Source organism: Streptomyces sp. NPDC016459, assembly GCF_040632845.1.
Lineage (GTDB): Bacteria > Actinomycetota > Actinomycetes > Streptomycetales > Streptomycetaceae > Streptomyces.
On record NZ_JBEYCR010000002.1, the window covers coordinates 333,159 to 357,301 of the forward strand.

Below are 24,143 nucleotides of genomic sequence, written 5' to 3' on the forward strand. Positions count from 1 at the left end.
CGGCACATCTATCGGGAAGGCACCACGCATGGCGCGCGAGTCGGAGTCGGGACTGCCCATCGAACCGGTCTACGGACCGGACGCCCTGGACGGCTGGGACCCGGCCGAGAAGCTGGGCGAGCCCGGCGCGTACCCCTTCACCCGGGGCGTGTACCCGTCGATGTACACCGGCCGGCCCTGGACCATGCGCCAGTACGCGGGCTTCGGCACCGCCGTCGAGTCCAACGCCCGCTACAAGCAGCTCATCGCCAACGGCACGACGGGCCTCTCCGTCGCCTTCGACCTGCCGACGCAGATGGGCCACGACTCGGACGCGCCGATCTCCTCGGGCGAGGTCGGCAAGGTCGGCGTCGCCATCGACTCGATCGACGACATGCGGATCCTGTTCGACGGGATCCCGCTCGACAAGGTCTCCACGTCGATGACCATCAACGCTCCCGGAGCCCTCCTTCTCCTCCTCTACCAGCTCGTCGGCGAGGAGCAGGGTGTGCCCGCCGACCAGCTGACCGGCACCATCCAGAACGACGTGCTCAAGGAGTACATCGCCCGCGGCACGTACATCTTCCCGCCGAAGCCCTCGCTGCGGCTGATCGCGGACATCTTCAGGTACTGCCGGACCGAGATCCCCAAGTGGAACACCATCTCGATCTCCGGCTACCACATGGCCGAGGCCGGAGCGTCGCCCGCGCAGGAGATCGCGTTCACCCTCGCGGACGGCATCGAGTACGTCCGCACCGCCGTCGCCGCGGGCATGGACGTGGACGACTTCGCGCCCCGGCTCTCCTTCTTCTTCGTGGCCCGCACGACGATCCTGGAGGAGGTCGCGAAGTTCCGTGCGGCCCGGCGGATCTGGGCGAGCGTCATGAAGGAGGAGTTCGGCGCGAAGAACCCCAAGTCGCTGATGCTCCGCTTCCACACCCAGACCGCGGGCGTGCAGCTCACCGCCCAGCAGCCCGAGGTCAACCTGGTGCGCGTCGCCGTCCAGGGCCTCGCGGCCGTCCTCGGCGGCACGCAGTCGCTGCACACCAACTCCTTCGACGAGGCCATCGCCCTGCCGACGGACAAGTCCGCCCGCCTCGCGCTGCGCACCCAGCAGGTCCTCGCGTACGAGACGGACGTCACCGCCACCGTCGACCCCTTCGCCGGCAGCTACGTCGTCGAGAAGATGACCGACGACGTCGAGGCCGCCGCCCTGGAGCTGATGGACCGGGTCGAGGACATGGGCGGCGCGGTCGCCGCGATCGAGCGAGGCTTCCAGAAGGGCGAGATCGAGCGCTCCGCCTACCGGATCGCCCAGGAGACCGACAGCGGCGAGCGGGTCGTCGTCGGCGTCAACCGCTACACGATCGACGTCGAGGAGCCCTACGAGCCGCTGCGCGTCGACCCGGCGATCGAGGCCCAGCAGGCCGAACGCCTCTCGCGACTGCGCGCCGAGCGCGACCAGGCGGCCGTGGACAGGGCGCTCACCGCCCTGAAGGAGGCGGCCGCGGGCACAGCCAACGTCCTGTACCCGATGAAGGACGCCCTCAGGGCCCGCGCCACCGTCGGCGAGGTCTGCAACGCGCTGCGGGAGGTCTGGGGCACCTACGTCCCGACCGACGCGTTCTAGGCCGCAGGGCGCTCACGACGCAGGTCACAGCGGAGTGTCGTACCCGTGTGCGACACTCCGCCTCATGCTGGGTGTCACCGATCTGCCGACCTATCTCGCCGGGCTCGTCCTCATCATTCTCCTCCCGGGGCCGAACTCGCTGTACGTGCTGTCCGTCGCCGCCCGCAAGGGCACCCGGACCGGATACAAGGCCGCTGCCGGGGTGTTCACCGGCGACACCATCCTCATGACCCTGGCCGCACTCGGCGCCGCCTCGCTGCTCCAGACCACCCCGCTCCTCTTCATGATCGTGAAGTACGCGGGCGCGGGCTACCTGGCCTGGATGGCGTACGGGATGCTGCGGGCGGCCTTGGCGATGTGGCGCGACCGGCGCGAGACGACGGAGCCCGAGCAGGCCACGACCGGCGGGCCGGTCGAGCGCCCGTACCGCCGCGCGCTCCTCATCAGCCTGCTCAACCCGAAGGCGATCCTCTTCCTCATCTCGTTCTTCGTGCAGTTCGTGGACCCCTCCTACGCCTACCCGGCGCTCTCCTTCCTGGTCCTCGGCGGTCTGCTCCAGCTCGGCAGCTTCCTCTACCTGACCACGCTCATCTTCGGCGGGACACGACTCGCCGCCACCTTCCGCCGCCGCAGGAGGCTCTCGGCGGGGGCGACCTCCGCCGCGGGCGCGCTCTTCCTCGGCTTCGCCGCGAAGCTCTCCCTCACCAGCGCCGCTTGACCCTCACACCGTGTGAGCCCGTTCCGTAGGGGCCGTCATGTACACCATCGGAGACTTCGCCCGGCACGGGCGGGTGTCGGTCCGCATGCTGCGCCACTACGACGCCATCGGACTGCTGCGCCCGGCCCACGTCGACCCGCACAGCGGCTACCGCTTCTACGAGGCGGACCAGCTCGCCCGGCTCAACCGCGTCATCGCGCTCAAGGACCTCGGCTTCACCCTCGAACAGGTGGGCGCCATCCTCGACGAGCGCCTCGGCGCGGACGAGCTGCGGGGCATGCTGCGACTGCGCCAGGCCGAGCTGGAAGCGGCCCTGGCGGAGGCGCGGGCCCGGCTCGCCCAGGTCGGCGCGCGGCTCCGAGCCATCGAGAGCGAGGGACGCATGTCCACCCAGGACGTCGTCGTCAAGAAGATCCCCGCCGTCCGCGTCGCCGAGCTGAGCGCGGTCGCCGCGAGCTTCGGGCCCCACGACATCGGCCCGGTCATCGGCCCCCTGTACGACGAGCTGTGCGGCCGCCTGCGGGCCGCGGGGGTCACCGGATACGGCCCGGGGATCGCCTACTACGAGGACGCGGGCAGGGGTGACGGCTCGGTCCTCGTGCACGCCGCCATGACCGTCCCCGAGGGCACGGCCGTGGAAGACGTCGAGGTGCACGTCCTGCCCGGCATCGAGGAGGCGGCGACCGTCGTCCACCGGGGCTCGATGGACACCATCCTGCCCACGGCCCAGACCCTGGCCCGCTGGATCGAGGCCAACGGCTACCGGTCGCGGCGCTACGCCCGCGAGCTGTACCTGGAGTGCCCCGAGGACCGCTCGCAGTGGGTCACGGAGCTCCAGGAGGCCATCGTCCGCGCCTGAGCGCTCACGCTCGCGGGCCCGGAACCCCCGCGGGCCCGGAACCCCTGAGGTCCCGGGCCCGCAGGCGTACCGCCACCGCTTCCAGTACCGCTACCGCTTCAGCGCCCTTCGCAGTCGCAGGGCCCGGCGGGCGAGCCTGCGGACCCGCGGATGGCGGGGGAGCGGCAGACCGCCGGGCAGGTCCAGGACGGTGAGGCGGCGGCGGGTGAAGTGGTGCCGGGTGCGCTCGGCGAGCGGCCCCGACAGATGCCGTACCGCCGGCTCCCGCAGCTCCGGCCGGATCTTCGGCTGCATCGCGAAACCGACCGCCGCGACCAGGTCGTTCAGCTCCGGCGTACCGACCTCGGCGGCACCGGCCTCCCCTTCCTCAAGGGGCGGTACGACGGCGTCCACGACGGTGAGCGGGATGCGGTTGCTGTTCTGGAACGGGGTGAGCCGCTCCAGGAGCGCGTCCGTGCCGACCCGGGCGACCGGCAGCCCGTAGAACGTCCGCGCGGTCAGCAGCGCCGTGGAGAAGCAGCCGACGACGAGCGCGGGCCGCAGCTCGCCGTAGAGCACCTCGGCGAGCACCGGCCGGTCCTCGACGGTCAGTTCGGCACCGAGCTCCTCCGCCTCGCGCACCAGCGTCCGCGACCAGGCGTCGGGCGCTGTCGGGTGCGGCTTGAAGACGAGCCGCCGGTGGCCCCTGGCGATCGCCCCCCGGACCATCCGCAGGTGCAGCTCCTCCTCCTCGGCGGCGGTCAGCAGGCTGAGCGCCGCCAGGTACTGGCCGAGGAGCAGGGCGGGCCGGTCCCGCTCCTCCCCGGCGCGCCCGGGGCCCGCGAGCTCCTCGACGACCTTGGTGAACGCCTCCGTCGGTACGGCCTCCGGTACGGCCCCGAACTCGGCGAGCAGCAGCGGCGACAGGCCGGTGACGAGGTCCAGGTGGAGCAGTCGGCCGACGCGCCCGCCGATCAGCGGGTCGATCTTGTTCCGGGTCGGCCCGTAGCTCATCAGACCGTCCGCGTACACCGTGATCGGCGCGTCGGGCAGCAGCTGGGCGATGGCGAGCGCGGGGGTCACCTGGAGGGACTCCAGGGCGAGTTCGACGCGATCGTCGCCGAGGTTCCAGAGCTTGCGCAGATGGCGCTGGAGGAGCGGCAGATCGCCGGGACGCGGGGTCCAGCCGCCCGGGTGGAGCGGGGAGATCGTCTCGTTCCAGGACAGCACGGAGTCGAAGCGGCCGCGCAGCCGGTCGAAGCCCTCGGCCGCGTCCAGGGGCGGGGTGGTCTCCGGCACGGCCGCGTTGTTGGTGACGAGGAGGATCCGGCGGTCGGCGGTGCCGAAGCAGCCGCTGTCCACGGCGGCGGCGAGCGTCACCGCCCCGTAGAGGGTGGAGGCGCAGAAGATCTGGGTGGTCCGGCGGGCGCTCACGCTGCCACCCCCGCGGAGGCGGCAGCGGCACCTGCGCCCGGACCCGCGCCCGGGGCCGGGGTCGGCGGTGGTGCCGGTCGGCGGCGGCGCAGCCTGCGCAGCATCGTCGCGCGGTCCCCTCCCATCGCCGTCAGGGCCTCGTCCAGGACCGCCTGCGGCATCCGCCGCAGCGCGCCCGCGCTCATCGCCTTCAGCTGACGGGCCACTTCCGGCTCGAATTTGTCGACGGAACCGATGTGATGGGAGATCACCGCGCAATAGGTGCGGACGGCCTTCGGAAGGAGGAGATCGGCGTCCATGTCTTTCGCCGTCTCCTCGATCACCTGGTCGAATGCGCGGATGAAATCCAATTGCCGTACGTCGCCGATCTGGGTGAGCGACGTGGCCACCCCGCGCCGGTAGAAGACGCCGAGTTCACCGATCGCGGCGAACGATTCAGCCTCCCGGTGCAGTTTCCAGATCCACGGCCGGTCCTCGGCCGTCCGCAGACCGTGCGGGAAGTGCAGCAGGCCGCGGTCCAGGAGCCGCCGGTGGTAGATCCCGGCCCAGGCGTACGGGTAGTCGACCGAGGTCGTCCGGTGCGCCGGCAGGATCGCGTCCCGCGGGTTCAGCACCTCGCCGCGCCGGGGGACCGGCGCACGGCGGATGCCGCGGTTCCGGCCGGTGACGGTGACGTGGTCGGTGCGCAGGAAGTCGCAGCCGAGGTCCTCGGCCGCCGCGACCAGGCGGGAGTAGTAGCCGGGGGCGAGCCAGTCGTCCCCGTCGAGGAAGGTGAGGTATTCGCCGCGGGCGGCGTCGAGGCCGGTGTTGCGGGCCGTGGCGAGGCCCTCGTTGTGCTCGTGCCTGATCAGGACGGCACCCGGGAGCTCGCGCGCGGCCCGTTCGAGGAGTTCCGGAGTCCCGTCCGACGAGCAGTCGTCGACGAGCAGGAACTCGAAGTCCTCCCGGGCGTTGGCCCGCAGGCTCGTGAGGGTGTCGGGGGCGTATGTCTGCACGTTGTAGAACGGCACGACGACGGAGAGCTTGACCACGCGGCCGACGCTAGGCGCCGCCCCGGCCTTCCCACCGACCGGTGGGCAGCCATGCGGTGAACACCAAGCGGCGGGCCGATTAACCGCCTTTCCTCGAAGGCGGATCCGGCCCCCGGAAGTCCGGATCCCGGCCCACTTCAACAGGCGGAGAGGCTCTGTTCACCGGTTGTTGTGGTCCAGTTGGGCCGAAAAGCGGAATGCCCTTCTAGCGTCCTCGGCGTGCAAGGAAGTAGCAGAGAAGCGATACGGGTCGCCGTACTCGCCGACTCCGACACCCGGTGGAAATGGGGCGCGCTCACCGCGCGCCGCATCACCACGGCGACCGCCGAACCCACCGGATTCGTCCTACGTGGACGGGCGACGCCCACCGCGCGGCAACTCGCGGAGACAGGGGTGTCCACGACCACCCCGAGCGAGGTGACGGGCGCGGAGTTCCTGCGTGCGGTACGGGACGCGGAGGCGCGCGGCGAGGGATACGACGTCGTCGTCCTCGCCCTCGTCGGCGGCACCGTCCGGGCCGTCCTCCAGGGCCTGGCCGATCTCTGCCTTGACCGGCGCCCGGTGATCGTCACCGGTTACGTCGGCGTCGTCTACGAGAAGCTCACCGACGGCCTGCTGCTGCGCCACGGCGCCGACGTCGTCCTCGCCAACTCCCGCCACGACGCGGAGCGCTTCCGCGCCGTGTACGAGGGGGTGGGCGCCGGAGCCGACTCGGTCGTCGAGGCCGCCCTGCCCTTCCTCGGCGGCGCCCCGTACGCACCCGAGACCGGCCGCGACACCCTGGTCTTCGCCGCCCAGCCGTCCGTGCCCGCCACCCGGACCGAACGCGCTTACGTGCTGCGGCGGTTGATCGCCCACGCCCGCCTCCACCCGGGCCGCGAGGTGCTCCTCAAGCTCCGCTCCAAGCCGGGCGAGCACACCACGCACCTGGAGGAGTTCCCGTTCCAGAAGCTGGTCCGCGAGCTCGACCCGCCCGCCAACTTCCGCCTGGTGTACGGACACATGGGCGAGGTCCTCGACCGTACCGACCTCCTGGTCACCGTCTCCTCCACGGCCGCGCTCGAAGCCCTGCACCGCCGCATCCCCACCGCGATCCTCACCGACCTCGGGGTCCGCGAGGCGCTCGGCAACCACCACTTCGTCGGCTCGGGCCTGCTGGCCTCCTTCGACCGGCTCGACAAGGGGCTCGCCCCGACGCCCGACGAGACCTGGCTGGCCCGGCAGGGCGTCGCGTCCGACGGAGGGTACGAGCGCGCCTTCGACGCGGCCCGCGACCGGGTCGCCGAGCTCCTGGCCCTGCCCGCGCCGCCCCCGATCACCCCCTACTACACCGCGGAGACGGCGCCCGGCTACCTGCCCGGGATCCTCGCCCGCCACCGCCTGGACGTCACCGCGCCGGAGACCCGCGAGAGCGGCCTGCGCCGGATCGTCCGCGAGGCCGCGCGGGGCGCGTACCGCCACGGCGTGCAACGCGTCGCACCCGTCATCCGCCGCCTGGGAGAACTCTGATGCCCGCCACCGCCCAGCCGCCCGCGAACCCGCCCGCGGGACGGACGGCGCCGCAGCCCGCGGCCGCGCAGCCCACCGAGACGGAGCCGACGGCCACGCAGCCCGCGGCCGCGCAGCCCACCGAGACGGAGCCGACGGCTACGCAGCCCGCGGCCGCGCAGCCCACCGCCATGGAGCCGACGGCTACGCAGCCCGCGGCCGCGCAGTCCACCGCCATGGAGCCGACGGCTACGCAGCCCGCGCCCGCGCAGTCCACCGCCATGGAGCCGACGGCTACGCAGCCCGCGCCCGCGCAGCCCACCGCCATGGAGCCGACGGCCACGCAGCCCGCGCCCGCGCAGTCCACCGTGGCGCCGCCCCCCGCCACCGTGCTCGCCGTGATCCCCGCGCGGGGAGGATCCAAGGGCGTCCCCGCCAAGAACCTCGCCCCGGTCGCCGGCGTCCCCCTGGTGTCCCGCGCCGTCCACGCCTGCCTCGGTGCCCGCCCCGTCACCCACGTCGTCGTCTCCACCGACGACGCCGGCATCGCGGCCGCCGCCCGCACCGCCGGGGCCGAGGCCGTGCGGCGGCCCGCCGAGATCGCGGGCGACACCGCCACCAGCGAGGCAGCCGTCCTGCACGCGATGGACGCCTTCGAGGCCACCCACGGCCGCCCGGCCGACGTCGTCCTCCTCGTCCAGTGCACGAGCCCGTTCCTCACCTCCGCCGAGGTCGCGGAGACCGCCGAGCGCATCACCTCCGGCGCCGCCGACACGGCCTTCACGGCGGCCCCCTCCCACGGCTTCCTCTGGCGCGACACGGTCGACGACGGCGCCACCGGCGTCAACCACGACAAGGCGCACCGCCCCCGCCGCCAGGACCGGGAGCCCGAGTACCTGGAGACCGGCGCCGTCTACGCCATGGACGCGGCCGGCTTCCGTACCCACCGGCACCGCTTCTTCGGCCGTACCGCGCTCGTCGTCACCGACCCCGCCCGGGTCCTGGAGATCGACGACCCGCACGACCTGGCTCGGGCCCGTGCGATCGCGCCACTCTTCGAGGACTCCGACACCCCGGCCACCCCCGGCTTCGCCGACATCGACGCCGTGGTCCTCGACTTCGACGGCACCCAGACCGACGACCGGGTCCACCTCGACGCCGAGGGGCGTGAGTTCGTCTCCGCGCACCGCGGCGACGGCCTCGGCATCGCGGCCCTGCGCCGCGCCGGCCTGCCCGTCCTCATCCTCTCCACCGAGCAGAACGCCGTCGTCGCCGCCCGCGCCCGCAAGCTCAAGATCCCCGTCCTGCACGGCATCGACCGCAAGGACCGGGCGCTCAAGGAGTGGTGCGACGCCGAGGGCATCGACCCGCAGCGCGTGCTCTACGCCGGAAACGACGTCAACGACCTGCCCTGCTTCCACCTCGTCGGCTGGCCCGTCGCGGTGAGCAGCGCCCACGACTCCGTACGGGCCGCGGCCCGCGCGGTCACCGTCACCCCGGGCGGCTCAGGAGCGATCCGCGAGATCGCCGCCTGGCTCCTCGGACCCGAGCTCAACACCCCCGACGCGTAAGGAACAGCACCATGAACACCCGAATCCGCACCCTCGGCGACAAGACCGCGGGCCCCGGCCACTCCGTCTACATCACCGGCGAGATCGGCATCAACCACAACGGTGACCTCGACAACGCCTTCGCCCTCATCGACGTGGCCGCCGAGGCCGGCTGCGACGCCGTGAAGTTCCAGAAGCGCACTCCCGAGATCTGCACCCCGCGCGACCAGTGGGACATCGAGCGCGACACCCCCTGGGGCCGGATGACGTACATCGACTACCGCCACCGCGTCGAGTTCGACGAGACCCAGTACCGCGCCATCGACGAGCACTGCAGGAAGCGCGGCATCGACTGGTTCGCCTCCCCGTGGGACACCGAGGCCGTCGCCTTCCTGGAGAAGTTCGACGTCCCCGCCCACAAGGTCGCCTCCGCCTCCCTCACCGACGACGAGCTGCTGCGCGCCCTGCGCGCCACCGGCCGTACGGTCATCCTCTCCACCGGCATGTCGACGCCGAAGCAGATCCGGCACGCGGTCGAGGTCCTCGGCAGCGACAACATCCTGCTCTGCCACGCCACCTCGACCTACCCGGCCAAGGCCGAGGAGCTCAACCTCCGCGTCATCCAGACGCTCCAGGAGGAGTACCCGAACGTCCCGATCGGCTACTCCGGCCACGAGACGGGCCTGCAGACCACGCTGGCCGCCGTCGCCCTCGGTGCCACCTTCGTCGAGCGTCACATCACCCTCGACCGCGCCATGTGGGGCTCCGACCAGGCCGCCTCCGTCGAGCCGCAGGGCCTCCAGCGCCTGGTCCGCGACATCCGCACCATCGAGGCCGCCCTCGGCGACGGCGTCAAGAAGGTCTACGAGTCGGAGCTCGGCCCGATGAAGAAGCTCCGCCGGGTCCAGGGGCTCGTCGCCGCATGACCGGGCAGCTGGCGTTCGTCGAGAGCCCGGTCCAGCTTCTGAACGTCCTGGAATGGGCGCACACGCAGGCTTACGCCCCGGACGGCCGTCCGGCAGGGGCGGACCGGCCGGGCACGGCGGACGGCGCCCTCGCCGGGCCCGGCCTGCCGGTCCCGACGGCGCCGACGAGCGCGGCGCCCCCGACCGGCCCCGCGGACGCCACCCCGCCCCTCACGGTCGTCGTCCTGTCGCCGACCGACCCCATGTCGCGCGGCCAGCTGCGCCGGATGGCGCAGCTGGCCCGCGACGAGGGCCTCACCGTCCGCTGGCAGGAGGCCCGCGGCGGCCGCGGCTCGCTCGTCCGCACCCTGCGGGAGCTCGCCCGGCCGCTGCGCTCGGCGGAGCGGGTGATCATCGGGGACCCGTTCTCCCGGTACGTCCAGCTGCTCCTGACCCTGTTCGGCCCCCGGCACCTGACGGTGGTCGACGACGGCACCGCGACCATGGAGTTCGCCGCCCAGATCGGCCGGGGCGAGCGCCTGGTGCGCTGGCACCGCAAGGGCCGCCTCGGCCCGCGCGAGCTGGTCCTCGCCCCGGTGACCTCGCTCGCCCGGCGGCGCCTCGCCCCGGCCCCCGGCCGTACGGTCGAGATCTTCACCTCACTGCCCGTCGAGGCCCCCGAGGGCATCGAGGTCACCGAGAACTCCTTCGCCTGGACCCGCGCCCGGTTCGGCCCGCCGCTGCTCACCGGCGGCGCGGACCTGGTGGGTACCTCGCTCGTCGAGACGGGCGTGGTCGACGCCGACCACTACGACCGGGTGGTGGGGGAGTTGGCCCGCACCCACGGCGCCACCCGCTACTTCGCGCACCGCAGGGAGAGCGCCGAGAAGCTGCACCGCATCGCGGTCGAGACCGGTCTCCAGGTGGTCAGGCCCGAGCTGCCCCTGGAGTTGATCGCCCGGCGCGGCCCCGTCGGCCGTACGATTGTCAGCTTCCCGTCCACGGTCGTGCACACCCTGCCGCTCGCCCTCGCCGGGACCGGGGTGAAGGTCGCGGTCTGCGAGATCGCGCCGGAGTGGCTGCGGGAGAGCGCCTCACCGCGTGCCCAGGGCTTTCTGTCCGGGGTGGCCGGCACCGCGGCCCACGAGGTGGACCGCCTCACCGCACGGGCGGCGACGCCCTCCGACCGGCTCGGATTCGGGTGACCCTACCCACATGGAAAGGCCTTCATGCCTGGTGAACGGAGTTTCTTTCCCCTAACGGGTTGAACATTTGGTGATCAACGGGCAGTTGACCTGTCTGAAGGCCTACCCTTCAAAAGGTGAACCAGTTGACCTCCCGTGAGCCAGACTCCGTCACCCTGCCCGGAAAGCTGTCCGACACCCTGCGCGTCGAGCTGATCGGCTTCCGCAGAGACGTGCACATGCACCCGGAGCTGGGGAACCAGGAGTTCCGTACGACCGCCGCGCTGAAGGCCCGCCTCGAGGCGGCCGGCCTCGCGCCGAAGGTCCTTCCGGCCGGCACCGGGCTCATCTGCGACATCGGCGTCCCGGACCACCGCCGCCCCATGCTGGCGATCCGCGCCGACCTCGACGCGCTGCCCATCCCCGACGTCAAGACGGTCGCCTACGCCTCCACGGTGGCCAACCGCGCGCACGCCTGCGGACACGACGTCCACACCACCACCGTCCTCGGCGCCGGACTCGTCCTCGCCGAACTGGACCGGCAGGGCCTGCTGCCCAACGCCGTGCGGCTGATCTTCCAGCCCGCCGAGGAGGTCCTCCCCGGCGGCGCCGCCGACGCCGTCGCGGCCGGGGTCCTGGACGGAGTCGGCCGGATCATCGCCGTCCACTGCGACCCCCGGGTCGACGCCGGCAAGATCGGACTGCGCTCCGGCCCCATCACCTCCGCCTGCGACCGTCTCGAAGTCACCCTCGACGGGCCCGGCGGCCACACCGCACGCCCGCACCTCACCACCGACCTCGTCACCGCCGCCGCCCGGGTCGCCACCGACGTGCCCGCCGTCCTGGCCCGCCGCGTGGACGCCCGGTCGGGCCTCTCGGTCACCTGGGGACGCATCGAGTCCGGCCACGCGCCGAACGTCATCCCCCAGCACGCGGAGCTCTCCGGCACCGTCCGCTGCCTCGACCTGCCGACCTGGCGCGAGGCCCCCGACCTGGTGCACGCGGCGATCGACGAGATCGCGACCCTGCACCGCGCCAAGTCGACCGTGAACTACGTCCGCGGCGTCCCCCCGGTCGTCAACGACGCGGGCGTCACCGAACTGCTCCACGACGCCATGGCCGCCCGCCGCGGGACGCACGCGATCGAGGACACCGAGCAGAGCCTCGGCGGCGAGGACTTCTCCTGGTACCTGGAGCACGTCCCCGGCGCCATGGCCCGCCTCGGCGTCCGCACCCCCGGTGACACCCGCGTCCGCGACCTGCACGCCGGCGACTTCGACGTGGACGAGCGCTGCATCGAGACCGCGGTGGAGCTCTTCACCGCCGCGGCCCTCCTGGACGCCGCGCCGGGCGTCTGAACCCCGGCAGCCCCTCTCGGGGGCCCCTCCCCGGCCCGGCCGGGTGCCCCGACGAGGCCGTGACCCCGGCCGGACGGACCCGTCATCCGTCCGGCCGACCGCCGTCCCCCCATCGGCCCACAACCCGGCGTGGCGCGGCCCCGGCCCCCGTCCCGCCGTCCGTTCCCGGCGGTATAACCGGCCGTACCGGGCCGAACGCCCCCGGCCGGCTCGCCGGCCGGTACGCGACGATCCGATAACGACTCATGAACGGGTCTTTAACTGACATCTACGCGCGTTACGATCGCCGCGAAACCAGCGCCGGAAGAGGCGCTTTCGGTCAGTCTTGAAGGGACCCTCCTCTTGCGCCGGATCACCAGGATCACGACCGTGGGCATCGCCTCCGCGGCTCTCGCCCTCTCCGCCACCGCGTGTGGCAAGTCTTCGAACGACTCCGGCTCCGGGACGGACTCGAAGGCCGCCAAGGCCGCCATCGCGTACGACATCGGCGGCCGCGGCGACCAGTCCTTCAACGACGCCGCCTACGCCGGCCTGAAGAAGGCCGAGGACGAGCTCGACGTCAAGGGCTCCGAGGCCGAGCCCTCGGAGGGCGAGGGCGACGCCGACAAGGTGCAGCGCCTCACCGCGCTCGCCCGCGCCGGCAACAACCCGGTCATCGGCGTCGGCTTCGCCTACGCGCCGGCGATCGAGAAGGTCGCCAAGGCCTACCCGAAGACCACTTTCGGCCTCATCGACGACACGTCGAAGACCGGCCCGAACATCGCCAACCTCGTCTTCAACGAGGAGCAGGGCTCCTACCTGGCCGGCGTCGCCGCCGCCAAGGCGTCCAAGACCGGCACGGTCGGCTTCATCGGCGGGGTCGAGGTCCCGCTGATCAAGAAGTTCGAGGCGGGCTTCGCGCAGGGCGTCAAGGACACCAACCCCAAGGCGAAGGTGCTCGTCCAGTACCTGACCCAGCCGCCGAACTTCGACGGCTTCTCCAAGCCCGACCTCGGCAAGGCCGCCGCGCAGGGCCAGCTCGACAAGGGTGCCGACGTGATCTACGCCGCCGCCGGTCTGGCCGGTTCCGGCTCGATCGAGGCCGCCGCGACCGCCGGCAAGTGGGCCATCGGCGTCGACTCCGACCAGTACAACCAGGCGGGTCTCGCCTCCTACAAGGAGCACATCCTGACCTCGGTCACCAAGGACGTCTCCGACTCCGTCTTCAACCTGATCAAGTCGGTCAAGGACGGCAAGCCGCAGACCGGTGAGATCCGCTACGGCCTCGCCGCGGACGGCGTCGGCCTGGCCGACTCCAACCCGGCGTACAAGAAGATGACCGACGTCACCGCCGCCGTGGCGAAGGCGAAGAAGGACATCGTCGACGGCAAGATCACGGTCAAGACCGCTCCGTAAGGACCGCGGGTCACTGACTGAAGGGCCCGGCGACGGTGGGATCCCCACCGGGCCGGGCCCCCTTCCCGTACAGGTTTTCACGTTCCGGCAGCGCTACGCGTGTAGATGTCTCCCTGGCACGATAACTTCGCCCCGCCCTGCCCTCCCCGCTCCCACTCCTTCCGGCCAAGGAGAGTGCGTCATCAACGCGTCCAGCCCGCCCCCTGCCGTAGAACTGCACGGCATCACCAAGCGATTCCCCGGCGTCGTCGCCAACAGGGACATCGCCATCACGGTCCGCAAGGGCACCGTGCACGCCCTCATCGGCGAGAACGGAGCCGGCAAGTCGACCCTCATGAAGATCCTCTACGGCATGCAGAAGCCGGACGAGGGCACCATCGCCGTCGACGGCGAGCAGGTCACCTTCTCCAGCCCCGGTGACGCCATCGCGCGCGGCATCGGCATGGTGCACCAGCACTTCATGCTCGCCGACAACCTCACCGTCCTGGAGAACGTCGTCCTCGGCGGCGAGAAGCTCTACGGCATCGGCGCCAAGGCGCGGAGGAAGATCCAGGAGATCTCCGACGCGTACGGCCTCGGGGTCCGCCCCGACGCGCTCGTCGAGGACCTCGGTGTCGCCGACCGCCAGCGCGTGGAGATCCTCAAGGTCCTCTACCGCGGTGCCAAGATCCTCATCCTCGACGAGCCGACCGCCGTGCTCGTCCCGCAGGAGGTCGACGCGCTCTTCGACAACCTGCGCGAGCTCAAGTCCGAGGGCCTGACCGTCATCTTCATCTCGCACAAGCTGGGCGAGGTCCTGAAGGTCGCCGACGACATCACCGTCATCCGCAGGGGCACCACGGTCGGCACCGCCGACCCGAGGACCGCCACCACCAAGCAGCTCGCCGAGCTGATGGTCGGCAGCGAGCTCCCCTCGCCGGAGACCCGCGAGTCGACGGTCACGAACGTACCGATGCTCACGGTGGAGGGTTTGACCCTGGTCGAGGGCGGCGCCGCGACCCCCCTGACGACGGCCGCCCCGCCGGACCCGTCGCGCACGGCCGTCGTCCGTGAGGAGGCCGTCGCGGGCCGCAAGCTCCTCGACGACGTCTCCCTCACCATCCACAAGGGCGAGATCCTCGGCATCGCGGGCGTCGAGGGCAACGGCCAGACCGAGCTCATCGAGGCCCTCATGGGCATGGCGTCCCCCGACGCGGGCGTCATCTCCCTCGACGGCAAGGACATCTCCAAGGTCTCAGTGCGCAAGCGCCGCGAGGGCGGCATCGGCTACATCCCCGAGGACCGCCACCGCCACGGCCTGCTCCTCGAAGCCCCCCTCTGGGAGAACCGCATCCTCGGCCACGTCACCGAGGCGCCCAACTCCCGGCGTGGCGTCCTGGACCCGAAGGCGGCCCGCAAGGACACCGAGCGGATCGTGCGCGAGTACGACGTGCGCACCCCCGGCATCGACGTCACCGCGGCCTCCCTCTCCGGCGGCAACCAGCAGAAGCTGATCGTCGGCCGTGAGATGAGCCACGCCCCCAAGTTCCTGATCGCCGCCCACCCGACCCGCGGTGTGGACGTCGGCGCGCAGGCGCAGATCTGGGACGCGATCCGGGACGCGCGCCGCGAGGGCCTGGCGGTGCTGCTGATCTCCGCCGACCTCGACGAGCTGATCGGTCTCTCCGACACCCTCCGGGTCATGTACCGCGGCAGGCTCGTCGCCGACGCCGACCCCGCCACCATCACGCCCGAGGAGCTGGGCTCCGCCATGACCGGCGCGGCCAGCGGTCACCTCGAAGGCAACGAAGAGCAGCCCGGAGACGGTGACGCCCGATGATGAAGTTCGACAAGGACAAGCTGATCCTGGGCGCGGCGGGACCGGTGCTCGCGCTGGTCTCCTCGTTCGTGCTCACCGTGCTGGTGCTGCTCGCGACGGGCCTCGACCCGATCGAGCCGATCACGCTGATGATCGACAACGCGGCGTTCTCGGACATCCAGGTCCTGATCGTCAACCAGACAGGGATCTACTACCTGGCAGCCCTGGCCGTGGCCATCGGTTTCCGGATGAACCTGTTCAACATCGGTGTCGACGGTCAGTACCGGCTCGCCGCGATGGTCTCGGCCCTCGTGGGCGCGTCGGTCGAGCTGCCCGGCCCGCTGCACATCCTGCTCATCGTGCTCGTCGCGATGCTGACCGGTGCCTTCTGGTCCGGCATCGCCGGCATCCTGAAGACCACCCGGGGCGTCTCCGAGGTCGTCTCGACGATCATGCTGAACGCCATCGCGACCTCGCTGGTGGCCTGGCTGATCCTGCCGAAGAACTTCGGTGTCCAGCCGGAGGGCTCGAACAACCTCACCACCGGTGAGATCTCGGAGTCCGGCTGGTTCCCGGGCATCGACATGGGCGAGGGCAACGGGGTCATCTACGGCTTCACCTTCGTCGCGCTCGCGCTCGGCGTCGTCTACTGGTTCGTCCTCAACCGCACCCGCTTCGGCTTCGACCTGCGCGCCACCGGCGCCAGCGAGTCCGCCGCCCAGGCCAGCGGTGTCGACGCCAAGAAGATGATCCTCACCTCGATGCTGCTCTCGGGCGCCCTGGCCGGCCTCGCCGGCATGCCGACGCTGCTGGGCGAGTCCCACACGTACAGCCTCGACTTCCCCGTCGGTGTCGGCTTCACCGCCATCACCATCGCCCTGCTCGGCCGTAACCACCCGGTCGGCATCTTCTTCGCGGCCCTGCTCTTCGCGTTCCTCGACAAGGCCTCCTCGTCGCTGGACACCGAGGGCTACCCGAAGGAGATCACCAAGATCATGCAGGGCATCATCGTGATCGCGGTCGTCGTCTCCTACGAGCTCGTCCGCCGTTACGGCCTCCGCCGCCAGCAGCAGAAGGTCGGCGAGGAACTCGCCGCCGGCGGCGCCATCAAGACCGACAAGGAGGTCTCGGCATGAGCACCGGCACTGCCACCAAGCCGAGCGCCGCGCCCAAGGGCGGCGGACGCCGCAAGCTCACCCTGCCGTGGATCATGCTGATCGTCGCGGCCGGTCTCCTGCTCTTCTCGTTCGTCAGGGCCGTCTCCGGGGCCAACGACCTCACCTCCGTGGGTCAGGTCTCCGGCGCCCTCCAGCTCGCCGTCCCCATCGGCCTCGCCGGTCTGGGCGGTCTCTGGGCCGAGCGTGCGGGCGTCGTCAACATCGGCCTCGAGGGCATGATGGTGCTCGGCACCTGGTTCGGCGCCTGGGCCGGCTACCAGTGGGGCCCGTGGGTCGGCGTCCTGCTCGGCCTCCTCGGCGGCGCGCTCGGCGGCCTGCTGCACGCGATCATCACCGTGACGTTCAACGTGAACCACATCGTCTCCGGTGTGGCGATCAACATCCTCGCGGTCGGCTTCACCCAGTACCTGTCGAACTTCACGTTCGCCGAGGCCGAGGGGGGCTCCTCCAAGCAGTCCCCGCGCATCGAACAGATCACCAAGATCACGATCCCGGGGTTGTCCGACTGGCTGCAGGACCTCCAGGCGAAGCACTGGTTCCTGATCTCCGACCTGGCCGGGATCCTTGGCGGCCTCGTCACCAACCTGTCGCTGCTCACCGTCGTCGCCCTGCTGCTGATCCCGGCGACCTGGTGGCTGCTGTGGCGCACGGCCTTCGGCCTGCGGCTGCGCTCCTGCGGTGAGAACCCGGTCGCGGCCGAGTCCCTCGGCGTGAACGTCTACAAGTACAAGTACATCGCCGTCACCGTCTCCGGCGCCCTCGCCGGCCTCGGCGGCGCGTTCCTCGCGATCGTCGCCACCGGCATCTACCAGGAGGGCCAGACCGGCGGCCGCGGCTACATCGGTCTCGCCGCGATGATCTTCGGCAACTGGATGCCCGGCGGCATGGCGCTCGGCGCCGGCCTCTTCGGCTTCACCGACAGCCTCAAGCTGCGCGGCGGCGCCGAGAACGTCCACGCGCTGCTGCTGCTGGTCGCCGTCCTCCTGGTGCTCGCCGCCGCCTGGCAGCTCTACAAGAAGAAGTACGTGGCGGGCGTGGTCGCGGCCGCGTTCTCCGCCGTGTTCTTCCTCTGGTACGCGCTGACCGACGAGGTCCCGAGCCAGTTCGTCGACGCGGCCCCCTACGTCACCACCCTGCTCGTGCTCGCCCTGTCGGCGCAGCGCCTGCGCATGCCGAAGGCGGACGGTCTGCCGTACCGGAAGGGCCAGGGCAAGTGACCGGCGCCCTCCCGGAGCCCGCGCCCGGGCAGCCCGGCCGTCCCGAGGCCGGCCCAGCCGGGCCCGCGCTTCCGGAGGCGGACTGGGAGGCCCTGCGGGTCACGGCCCGCGAGGCCATGTCCCGCGCGTACGCCCCGTACTCGGGCTTCCCGGTCGGCGCGGCGGCCCGCGTCGACGACGGCCGGGTGGTCTCCGGCTGCAACGTCGAGAACGCCTCCTTCGGCCTCGGCCTGTGCGCCGAGTGCGGGCTCGTGTCGCAGCTCCAGGCGACCGGGGGCGGTCGGCTGACCCACTTCGTCTGCGTGGACGGCCGGGGCGAGTCCCTGGTGCCGTGCGGCCGGTGCCGTCAGCTCCTGTACGAGTTCGGGGGCTCCGAGCTCGTCCTGGAGACGCCCGCGGGGTTCCTGACGCTGGCGGAGATGCTCCCGCAGGCGTTCGGCCCGGCCCACCTGTCGAAGTAACACCTCGGAGCGGCCCTTCCGGCACGATGGAAGGGTCGCTCCCCCCTTCCCCCTCTATGCGCGTAGAAAGAGGAAACACCTCATGGACGTCATCTCCGTCATCCGCACGAAGCGGGACAAGGGCGAGCTGAGCCCGGAGCAGATCGACTGGGTCATCGACGCCTACACCCGCGGTGCGGTCGCCGACGAGCAGATGTCCGCCCTGGCCATGGCCATCCTGCTGAACGGCATGAACCGTGCGGAGATCGCCCGCTGGACCGCGGCGATGATCGCCAGCGGCGAGCGCATGAACTTCGACTCCCTCTCCCGCCCCACCGCCGACAAGCACTCCACCGGCGGCGTCGGCGACAAGATCACCCTGCCGCTCGCCCCGCTCGTCGCGGCCTGCGGCGCGGCCGTCCCGCAGCTCTCCGGCCGCGGCCTCGGCCACACCGGCGGCACGCTCGACAAGCTGGAGTCCATCCCCGGCTGGCGGGCGCTGCTCTCGAACGAGGAGATGCTGCACGTCCTCGACACCACGGGCGCCGTGATCTGCGCGGCGGGCGACGGCCTGGCCCCGGCGGACAAGAAGCTCTACGCGCTCCGCGACGTCACGGGCACGGTCGAGGCGATCCCGCTCATCGCGAGCTCGATCATGTCGAAGAAGATCGCCGAGGGCACGGGCTCGCTGGTCCTCGACGTCAAGGTCGGCACCGGCGCGTTCATGAAGAACATCGAGGACGCCCGTGAACTGGCCGCCACGATGGTCGGCCTGGGCACCGACAGCGGCGTCAAGACGGTGGCCCTGCTCACCGACATGTCCACCCCGCTCGGCCTCACCGCCGGCAACGCCCTGGAGGTCCGCGAGTCCGTCGAGGTCCTCGCGGGCGGCGGCCCGGCGGACGTCGTCGAGCTGACCATCGCGCTGGCCCGCGAGATGCTCGACGCCGCCGGCATCAAGGACGCGGACCCGGCGAAGGCGCTGGCCGACGGCTCGGCGATGGACCACTGGCGCCGGATGATCGCGGCCCAGGGCGGCGACCCGGACGCGACCCTCCCGGTGGCCCGCGAGCAGCACGTGGTCACCGCCCCCGCCGACGGCGTCCTCACCCGCCTCGACGCGTACGACATCGGCATCGCCGCCTGGCGCCTGGGCGCGGGCCGCGCCCGCAAGGAGGACCCGGTGCAGGCGGGCGCCGGTGTCGAGCTCCACGCCAAGCCGGGCGACACCGTCACGGCCGGCCAGCCGCTCCTGACCCTCCACACGGACACCCCGGAGAAGTTCGAGTACGCCCTGAAGTCCCTGGACACGGCCTGGGACATCGCCGCCCCGGGCACGTCGTTCACCCCGAGCCCGATCGTCCTGGACCGCATCGCGTAAGGGCCGCAGTCGCCCGTCGAACGGGACCGGTCGCCCCCCCCGGTCCCGCTCGGCGAGGAGAGGCGCCTGCCTCAGCCCAGCGGCGTCCCCAACAGCCCCGGCAGCTCCCGCATGTGCGCGAAGACGACCGTCCGGGGCCCCGCGAGCCGATCCGCGCGGGACAGCCCGCCGCAGTAGCCGAAGGCGCGCATCCCGGCGGCGCGGGCGGCCTGGATGCCGTAGGGGCTGTCCTCGACGACCGCGCAGTGCTCGGGCGGGACGCCCATGGTGGCCGCCGCGTGCAGGAAGAGGTCCGGTGCGGGCTTGCCCCGGGCGACGTCCCGGGCGCTGAACATCCGGCCCTCGAAGCGGTCGAGGAGGCCCACCCGCGTGAGGTTCCTCCGGATGCTCGCGTGGCTGCCGTTGGAGGCGAGGCAGTACGGGACGTGCAGCGTGTCCAGTACGTCGGCGACGCCCTCCACCGCCGTCAGTTCCGCGTCCAGGGCGTCCTCGTACCGCTGCCGGAACGGCGCGCCCCAACCGGGCTCCAGGGGGCGGCCGATCCTCTCCTCCAGGATCGAGGTGAGGAGTTCATGCGAGGAGCCGACGAAGTGCTCCACCATCTCCTCCTCGGTGAACTCCGCACCCAGGGTGGCGAACACCTCCCGGTCCACCCGGCAGTAGATCCGCTCGCTGTCCACCAGGACACCGTCGCAGTCGAAGATCACCAGCTCGACAGGCTCTTGAGTCATGATCCGGAGCCTAGCGACACGGCCACGCGATGAGTTCTCGTCCCGGCTCCGGTCCCACAGCACGTGGACACCAGTCAACCGCTTGTCGTGACCCTGCCCGCCCGCCCCAGCCGGGACGAGGTGGCGCGGCTCTGCGCCCGGCTCGGCGCCGCCCCGCCCGGTGACGTGGTCTGCGAGGTCGGCGCCCTCGCGTGCGCCGATCTCGCGGCCGTCGACGCCCTCGCCCGGTTGAGACTCGCGGCCGGCCGCCGGGGCCACCGCATCCGCTTCCACGGAGCAGGACCGGACCTACGGGCCCTGCTCCTTCTCACCGGCCTCGACGAGACACTGCCGACCTAGGGCGTGTGTCGGAAGTGCTTGAGGTTGGCTGACGTGAGTGCGCGGGGGCAGAGTTACCGATATGTCGGACCGGTTGAGCTGAAGGCTGCGGTCCGGCCTGGCAGCGGCGGGTGCCGGATCGGCTCGGCGGCTGACTTCGACGGCTGGATCGCTGGGCGATCGGCGGCAGAACTGACCGAACCGTTCACCTTCGTGGTCGGCATGGATGGTGTCCTTCGGCTGGCGCCGCGGCGGAGCGAGCACGTGGCCTGCGCCGGCGGGGACATGGTTCTGAGTGCCGGCGAGATCGGCTTCGTGCGTGAGGCGGACCGGTGGACCGTGGACGAGGTCAGCAACCAGTCCACCGGTTACTGCCCGGACGTGACCTCCTGGTCGGCAGTGGCGCGTGCTCTGGACCGTGTAGAACTTGGGCGGCCCTCCGGCTTCACCCACGAGGTGGTGTTCCGGCGGTGCCCTGACTGCCAGGAGCACAACATCGTGCGCGAGGACGACTTCGTCTGCGTCTTCTGCGGCAGCGATCTGCCGGAGACGTGGAACGTGGTTATCTTGGGCGGCCCGACGTCGTAAGGCACATGAGGCACGTGGCCCGTTGCTGACGTGTCTTCACAGTTCTCCGGGGCTATCGAGGCACGTTGGCCACATGCGGGGCTCAGGCTCTCGGGCACACGGACCTGAGCGGACGCCGCGAGGTGAGCCCCGCTCCGGCCCCTGTAGCCAGCCTCCTTGACGTTCGGCAGGGCACGGAGCCGCACGTAGGGATGCCCCACGGAACTGGTTCGGCCGACCGGCCGAAGTGCCGGTGAGCGCACCGGCACAGATCCTCACCGCTGCAGCTGCTACCCAGGACTTCTGTAGGTTGGCCATCGCGGACCCGCCGTCCGGGCCGGTCCTGAGGGCACTCGCTGATCGCATCCGTCCGAAGGAGCTGAGCGACCCTCTGACACCAGTTGCGGCTGAGGCCTCGTACCCGGCGCAACGCCCGCTACCGGGGCTGACCGCCCCCGTTGTCCTCGAACAGGTCTCGGGTACGGCGCAGCAGCGCCTCCCGTACGCGGTCCGGTGACAGGACCCGTAGCGTGGTGCCCAGGCCGAGGAGGTATGTGGCGAGCTGGTCAGCGTCGTTGCCGCCGATTTCGACAATGGTGGCATCGGGGCCGTCCGGGTGATGGGTGCCGATCGTCGGCGGGACCAGCCGCAGCGCCTGGTCCATGGGGTGCGCCAGCCGGACTGTCACATAGAGCGGGTACACGACGCCCGCGATGGATCGAGAGACGAGGAGCGCCGGGTCGGGCGGGTCGACGAGTTCGACGGCATGTCCGGTCGGCTGTACCCGTACCACCCGGTCGGCCCGGAATGTCCGCCACTGGTCCCGGGCCACGTCCCGGGCGACGAAGTACCAGCGGCGGCCTGTGTGTACCAGGCGGTAGGGGTCGATGTCCCGGACAGTGGCCTTCCCTGCATGGTCCCGGTACGACAGACGGGTGCGCTCGCCACGACGGCAGGCGGCGGCCAGTTCCAGCAGCACGCCGGGCGAGATCTGACGACCCTCGGGCCTGGGAGTGTGTACGAAGGTCGCATCCATTTCCCCCAGCCGGTCCGCGATCCGGGGCGGTAGGACCTGCCGTAGTTTCAACAGCGCCGACAGTGCGGCCTGGTCGCTGCCCAGGACGCCGCTGAGCGCGGCCTCTCGCAGCGCGACGGCCACGGCAAGCGCCTCCTCGTCGTCGAGGATCAGCGGTGGCACCCGGGTGCCACCGCCGAGGCGGTAGCCGCCCCAGGGCCCGGGGTCGGACTCGATGCCGTAGCCGAGTTCCCGCAGCCGGGCGATGTCCCGTCGGACCGTGCGGTCGGTGACCGCCATCCGCTCGGCCAGCTCGCGGCAGGTCCACGTCGGTCGAGTGGACAGTAGCGAGACCAGTCGCAGCAGGCGGGCGGAGGTGCTGATCACATCCCGAAGTGTTCCCCATGACCAGGACCGGAACTGTCCTGGTCCCGTCATAGCGTCCTCCCCATGAGTACCGAACCCACATCCGCGCCGGCGATCCGCTTGCTGTCCGTCGACTTCGATTGCCCGGACCCCGCCGAGTTGGCCCGCTTCTACGGCGCCGCGCTCGGCTTGCCCGTCGTCTACTCCAGCGACGACTTCATCCTGCTCGGCCGCGAGGGTTCACCCGGACTTGGCTTCATCCGGGTGGCCGACTACCGGCGTCCGACCTGGCCGGACCCGTCCCAGGGCAAGCAGGCTCACATCGAACTGGGCGTCGACGATCTGGACGCCGCCCACGCACGGATGCTGGCACTGGGCGCCATGGAACCCCCTGTCCAACCGCACCCCGATCAGCGGAGGGTCCTGCTAGACCCCGCAGGCCACCCCTTCTGCATCTCCACGCAGGACTGAGCATCACCGGTCGGCCGACGACCACTTCTTCCCCTCGGTAACAACGGCTCCAGCACCGCCCACTGCTCGTCCGTGAGATCTCCCCGACCCATGACCTGTGATCATTCACAGCCCAAGATCCACTTTCGACGGCCTAGGTGACCCGGCCGACCTGGGTGATAGGGGCGGCCTAGCCCTCCAGCCGCGCCGGCAGGTCGAAGAGCGGGAACCAGCGCTCGGTGTCCAGGAAGAAGTCCATCCCGGCGACCTTGCCGTCCCGCAGCTCCAGGACGATGAGCGCCCACGGGCCGTAGCCGCCGGCCGGGTCCGGGTGGTACTGCGCGAACGCCGGCGAGCCGTTCGCCACGGTCGGCACCAGCTTCGAGCCGGAGCAGACCTCGCCGACGCCCAGCATCCAGCCCACGATGTCGTCGTGGCCCCGGAGCCAGAGGTCGTACGGCGGCATGGACATGGTCGCGTCCTCGTGGAGGAGCGCGGTCAGCGCCTTCATGTCGTAGCCCTCGAAGGCGGCGACATAGCGCTCAAGGAGCGCCTTCTGCTCCTCGTCGAGCGGGTTCGCCGGGTCGGAGGTGGCCGGCGCCTGCTCGGCCAGGGTCGCCCGGGCCCGCTGGAGCGCGCTGTTGACCGAGGCGACGGTGGTGTCGAGGAGCTCCGCGACCTCGCTCGCCCTCCACGCGAGCACCTCGCGCAGGATGAGCACGGCCCGCTGCTTGGGCGGCAGGTGCTGGAGCGCGGCCACGAACGCGAGCCGTACGGTCTCCCGGGAGACGGCCGTCTCCGCGGGGTCGGCGACCGAGGGCAGCACCCGCCCGTCGGGAATCGGCTCCAGCCAGGTGATCTCGGGCTGCTTGACGAGCTGCGCCTGGGCGACCGGCGTCGGCGAGGTCAGGTCCATCGGCCGTGCCCTCCGGTTGCCCGCGTTCAGCGCGTCCAGGCAGACGTTGGTGGCGATCCGGTAGAGCCAGGACCGCAGCGAGGAGCGGCCCTCGAAGGAGTCGATCGCCTTCCAGGCCCGCACCATGGTGTCCTGCACCGCGTCCTCCGCCTCGAAGGACGATCCGAGCATCCGGTAGCAGTAACCAGTCAGCTCCCGGCGGTACTTGTCGAGTTCGTCGGTCGTCGCGGTCGCGGCGTCACTCATCGGGTCCACA

The 24,143-nt window shown here is 71.5% G+C and carries 22 protein-coding genes; 17 read left to right on the forward strand and 5 right to left on the reverse strand.

The window, feature by feature from the left end; translation table 11 throughout:
- The first annotated feature begins 28 nt into the window (after positions 1-28).
- The 3 genes from ABZ567_RS07155 to ABZ567_RS07165 all read left to right on the forward strand — a co-directional run bounded on the left by ABZ567_RS07155 (position 29) and on the right by ABZ567_RS07165 (position 3,186).
- Complete coding sequence (locus ABZ567_RS07155) at positions 29-1,609, forward strand: methylmalonyl-CoA mutase family protein (RefSeq protein WP_360785537.1); 1,581 nt, start codon at positions 29-31, stop codon at positions 1,607-1,609.
- 64 nt (positions 1,610-1,673) lie between these two features.
- Positions 1,674-2,327: a leucine efflux protein LeuE gene (leuE, locus tag ABZ567_RS07160; protein WP_360785539.1), complete on the forward strand. Its 654-nt coding sequence runs from the start codon at positions 1,674-1,676 to the stop codon at positions 2,325-2,327.
- Positions 2,328-2,364: 37 nt separating this feature from the next.
- Positions 2,365-3,186 (forward strand): MerR family transcriptional regulator, encoded by an 822-nt coding sequence (locus ABZ567_RS07165; protein WP_360785541.1) that lies wholly within the window; start codon positions 2,365-2,367, stop codon positions 3,184-3,186.
- 90 nt (positions 3,187-3,276) lie between these two features.
- Here the strand turns inward: ABZ567_RS07165 and ABZ567_RS07170 are convergent, their stop codons facing one another.
- Both ABZ567_RS07170 and ABZ567_RS07175 read right to left on the reverse strand, forming a co-directional pair.
- The gene (locus ABZ567_RS07170; RefSeq protein ID WP_360785543.1) at positions 3,277-4,599 is read right to left on the reverse strand and encodes a polysialyltransferase family glycosyltransferase; all 1,323 of its coding nucleotides are present in this window, start codon (positions 4,597-4,599) and stop codon (positions 3,277-3,279) included.
- Complete coding sequence (locus tag ABZ567_RS07175) at positions 4,596-5,630, reverse strand: glycosyltransferase family 2 protein (RefSeq protein ID WP_360785545.1); 1,035 nt, start codon at positions 5,628-5,630, stop codon at positions 4,596-4,598. Before ABZ567_RS07175 ends, ABZ567_RS07170 begins: the two co-directional genes overlap by 4 nt.
- A gap of 219 nt (positions 5,631-5,849) precedes the next feature.
- Here ABZ567_RS07175 and ABZ567_RS07180 point away from each other — a divergent pair, with 219 nt between their 5' ends.
- The 11 genes from ABZ567_RS07180 to ABZ567_RS07230 all read left to right on the forward strand — a co-directional run bounded on the left by ABZ567_RS07180 (position 5,850) and on the right by ABZ567_RS07230 (position 19,524).
- The gene (locus ABZ567_RS07180; protein ID WP_360785546.1) at positions 5,850-7,139 is read left to right on the forward strand and encodes a DUF6716 putative glycosyltransferase; all 1,290 of its coding nucleotides are present in this window, start codon (positions 5,850-5,852) and stop codon (positions 7,137-7,139) included.
- Between the two features lie 305 nt (positions 7,140-7,444).
- Positions 7,445-8,689 carry an acylneuraminate cytidylyltransferase gene (locus ABZ567_RS07185; protein ID WP_360786500.1) on the forward strand — a complete coding sequence of 415 codons (1,245 nt, stop codon included), beginning with the start codon at positions 7,445-7,447 and terminating at the stop codon, positions 8,687-8,689.
- Between the two features lie 11 nt (positions 8,690-8,700).
- Entirely contained in the window at positions 8,701-9,594 is an 894-nt protein-coding gene (locus ABZ567_RS07190; protein ID WP_360785548.1) for an N-acetylneuraminate synthase family protein, read from the forward strand.
- Positions 9,591-10,778: a hypothetical protein gene (locus ABZ567_RS07195; protein ID WP_360785549.1), complete on the forward strand. Its 1,188-nt coding sequence runs from the start codon at positions 9,591-9,593 to the stop codon at positions 10,776-10,778. Before ABZ567_RS07190 ends, ABZ567_RS07195 begins: the two co-directional genes overlap by 4 nt.
- A gap of 116 nt (positions 10,779-10,894) precedes the next feature.
- Positions 10,895-12,115 (forward strand): amidohydrolase, encoded by a 1,221-nt coding sequence (locus ABZ567_RS07200; RefSeq protein ID WP_360785551.1) that lies wholly within the window; start codon positions 10,895-10,897, stop codon positions 12,113-12,115.
- Between the two features lie 342 nt (positions 12,116-12,457).
- On the forward strand, positions 12,458-13,510 hold the full coding sequence (locus ABZ567_RS07205; RefSeq protein ID WP_360785553.1) for a BMP family ABC transporter substrate-binding protein: 1,053 nt from the start codon (positions 12,458-12,460) through the stop codon (positions 13,508-13,510).
- 181 nt (positions 13,511-13,691) lie between these two features.
- On the forward strand, positions 13,692-15,329 hold the full coding sequence (locus ABZ567_RS07210; protein ID WP_360786502.1) for an ABC transporter ATP-binding protein: 1,638 nt from the start codon (positions 13,692-13,694) through the stop codon (positions 15,327-15,329).
- Positions 15,326-16,444 (forward strand): ABC transporter permease, encoded by a 1,119-nt coding sequence (locus tag ABZ567_RS07215; protein WP_360785555.1) that lies wholly within the window; start codon positions 15,326-15,328, stop codon positions 16,442-16,444. Before ABZ567_RS07210 ends, ABZ567_RS07215 begins: the two co-directional genes overlap by 4 nt.
- Positions 16,441-17,703 (forward strand): ABC transporter permease, encoded by a 1,263-nt coding sequence (locus tag ABZ567_RS07220; RefSeq protein WP_360785557.1) that lies wholly within the window; start codon positions 16,441-16,443, stop codon positions 17,701-17,703. Before ABZ567_RS07215 ends, ABZ567_RS07220 begins: the two co-directional genes overlap by 4 nt.
- Complete coding sequence (locus tag ABZ567_RS07225; RefSeq protein WP_360785559.1) at positions 17,700-18,164, forward strand: cytidine deaminase; 465 nt, start codon at positions 17,700-17,702, stop codon at positions 18,162-18,164. The genes ABZ567_RS07220 and ABZ567_RS07225 overlap by 4 nt, the downstream gene beginning before the upstream one ends.
- Before the next feature lie 82 nt (positions 18,165-18,246).
- Positions 18,247-19,524, forward strand: a complete 1,278-nt coding sequence (locus ABZ567_RS07230; RefSeq protein WP_360785560.1) for a thymidine phosphorylase — start codon at positions 18,247-18,249, stop codon at positions 19,522-19,524.
- 71 nt (positions 19,525-19,595) lie between these two features.
- Here ABZ567_RS07230 and ABZ567_RS07235 read toward each other — a convergent pair whose 3' ends face one another.
- Positions 19,596-20,255 carry an HAD family hydrolase gene (locus ABZ567_RS07235; RefSeq protein WP_360785562.1) on the reverse strand — a complete coding sequence of 220 codons (660 nt, stop codon included), beginning with the start codon at positions 20,253-20,255 and terminating at the stop codon, positions 19,596-19,598.
- 87 nt (positions 20,256-20,342) lie between these two features.
- On the opposite strand from ABZ567_RS07235, the gene ABZ567_RS07240 reads away from it, so the two are divergent.
- Both ABZ567_RS07240 and ABZ567_RS07245 read left to right on the forward strand, forming a co-directional pair.
- Positions 20,343-20,594 (forward strand): STAS domain-containing protein, encoded by a 252-nt coding sequence (locus ABZ567_RS07240; RefSeq protein WP_360785564.1) that lies wholly within the window; start codon positions 20,343-20,345, stop codon positions 20,592-20,594.
- A 33-nt stretch (positions 20,595-20,627) separates the two neighbouring features.
- Positions 20,628-21,161 (forward strand): hypothetical protein, encoded by a 534-nt coding sequence (locus ABZ567_RS07245; RefSeq protein WP_360785566.1) that lies wholly within the window; start codon positions 20,628-20,630, stop codon positions 21,159-21,161.
- 415 nt (positions 21,162-21,576) lie between these two features.
- Here ABZ567_RS07245 and ABZ567_RS07250 read toward each other — a convergent pair whose 3' ends face one another.
- Positions 21,577-22,542, reverse strand: coding sequence for a YafY family protein (locus ABZ567_RS07250; RefSeq protein ID WP_360785568.1), 966 nt, complete (start codon positions 22,540-22,542; stop codon positions 21,577-21,579).
- A 63-nt stretch (positions 22,543-22,605) separates the two neighbouring features.
- Between ABZ567_RS07250 and ABZ567_RS07255 the strand changes: the two genes are divergently transcribed.
- Entirely contained in the window at positions 22,606-22,992 is a 387-nt protein-coding gene (locus tag ABZ567_RS07255) for a VOC family protein (RefSeq protein ID WP_360785570.1), read from the forward strand.
- A gap of 169 nt (positions 22,993-23,161) precedes the next feature.
- Here ABZ567_RS07255 and ABZ567_RS07260 read toward each other — a convergent pair whose 3' ends face one another.
- The gene (locus ABZ567_RS07260) at positions 23,162-24,133 is read right to left on the reverse strand and encodes a sigma-70 family RNA polymerase sigma factor (protein ID WP_360785572.1); all 972 of its coding nucleotides are present in this window, start codon (positions 24,131-24,133) and stop codon (positions 23,162-23,164) included.
- Between the last annotated feature and the right edge of the window lie 10 nt (positions 24,134-24,143).

Excerpts from the sequence above, each read along its gene's own strand:
- ABZ567_RS07155 (WP_360785537.1), top strand. The coding sequence starts at position 29 with ATGGCGCGCGAGTCGGAGTCGGGACTGCCCATCGAACCGGTCTACGGA.
- leuE (WP_360785539.1), top strand. The coding sequence starts at position 1,674 with ATGCTGGGTGTCACCGATCTGCCGACCTATCTCGCCGGGCTCGTCCTC.
- ABZ567_RS07165 (WP_360785541.1), top strand. The coding sequence starts at position 2,365 with ATGTACACCATCGGAGACTTCGCCCGGCACGGGCGGGTGTCGGTCCGC.
- ABZ567_RS07185 (WP_360786500.1), top strand. The coding sequence starts at position 7,445 with ATGGAGCCGACGGCCACGCAGCCCGCGCCCGCGCAGTCCACCGTGGCG.
- ABZ567_RS07190 (WP_360785548.1), top strand. The coding sequence starts at position 8,701 with ATGAACACCCGAATCCGCACCCTCGGCGACAAGACCGCGGGCCCCGGC.
- ABZ567_RS07195 (WP_360785549.1), top strand. The coding sequence starts at position 9,591 with ATGACCGGGCAGCTGGCGTTCGTCGAGAGCCCGGTCCAGCTTCTGAAC.
- ABZ567_RS07215 (WP_360785555.1), top strand. The coding sequence starts at position 15,326 with ATGATGAAGTTCGACAAGGACAAGCTGATCCTGGGCGCGGCGGGACCG.
- ABZ567_RS07220 (WP_360785557.1), top strand. The coding sequence starts at position 16,441 with ATGAGCACCGGCACTGCCACCAAGCCGAGCGCCGCGCCCAAGGGCGGC.
- ABZ567_RS07230 (WP_360785560.1), top strand. The coding sequence starts at position 18,247 with ATGGACGTCATCTCCGTCATCCGCACGAAGCGGGACAAGGGCGAGCTG.
- ABZ567_RS07235 (WP_360785562.1), bottom strand. The coding sequence starts at position 20,255 with ATGACTCAAGAGCCTGTCGAGCTGGTGATCTTCGACTGCGACGGTGTC.
- ABZ567_RS07255 (WP_360785570.1), top strand. The coding sequence starts at position 22,606 with ATGAGTACCGAACCCACATCCGCGCCGGCGATCCGCTTGCTGTCCGTC.
- ABZ567_RS07260 (WP_360785572.1), bottom strand. The coding sequence starts at position 24,133 with ATGAGTGACGCCGCGACCGCGACGACCGACGAACTCGACAAGTACCGC.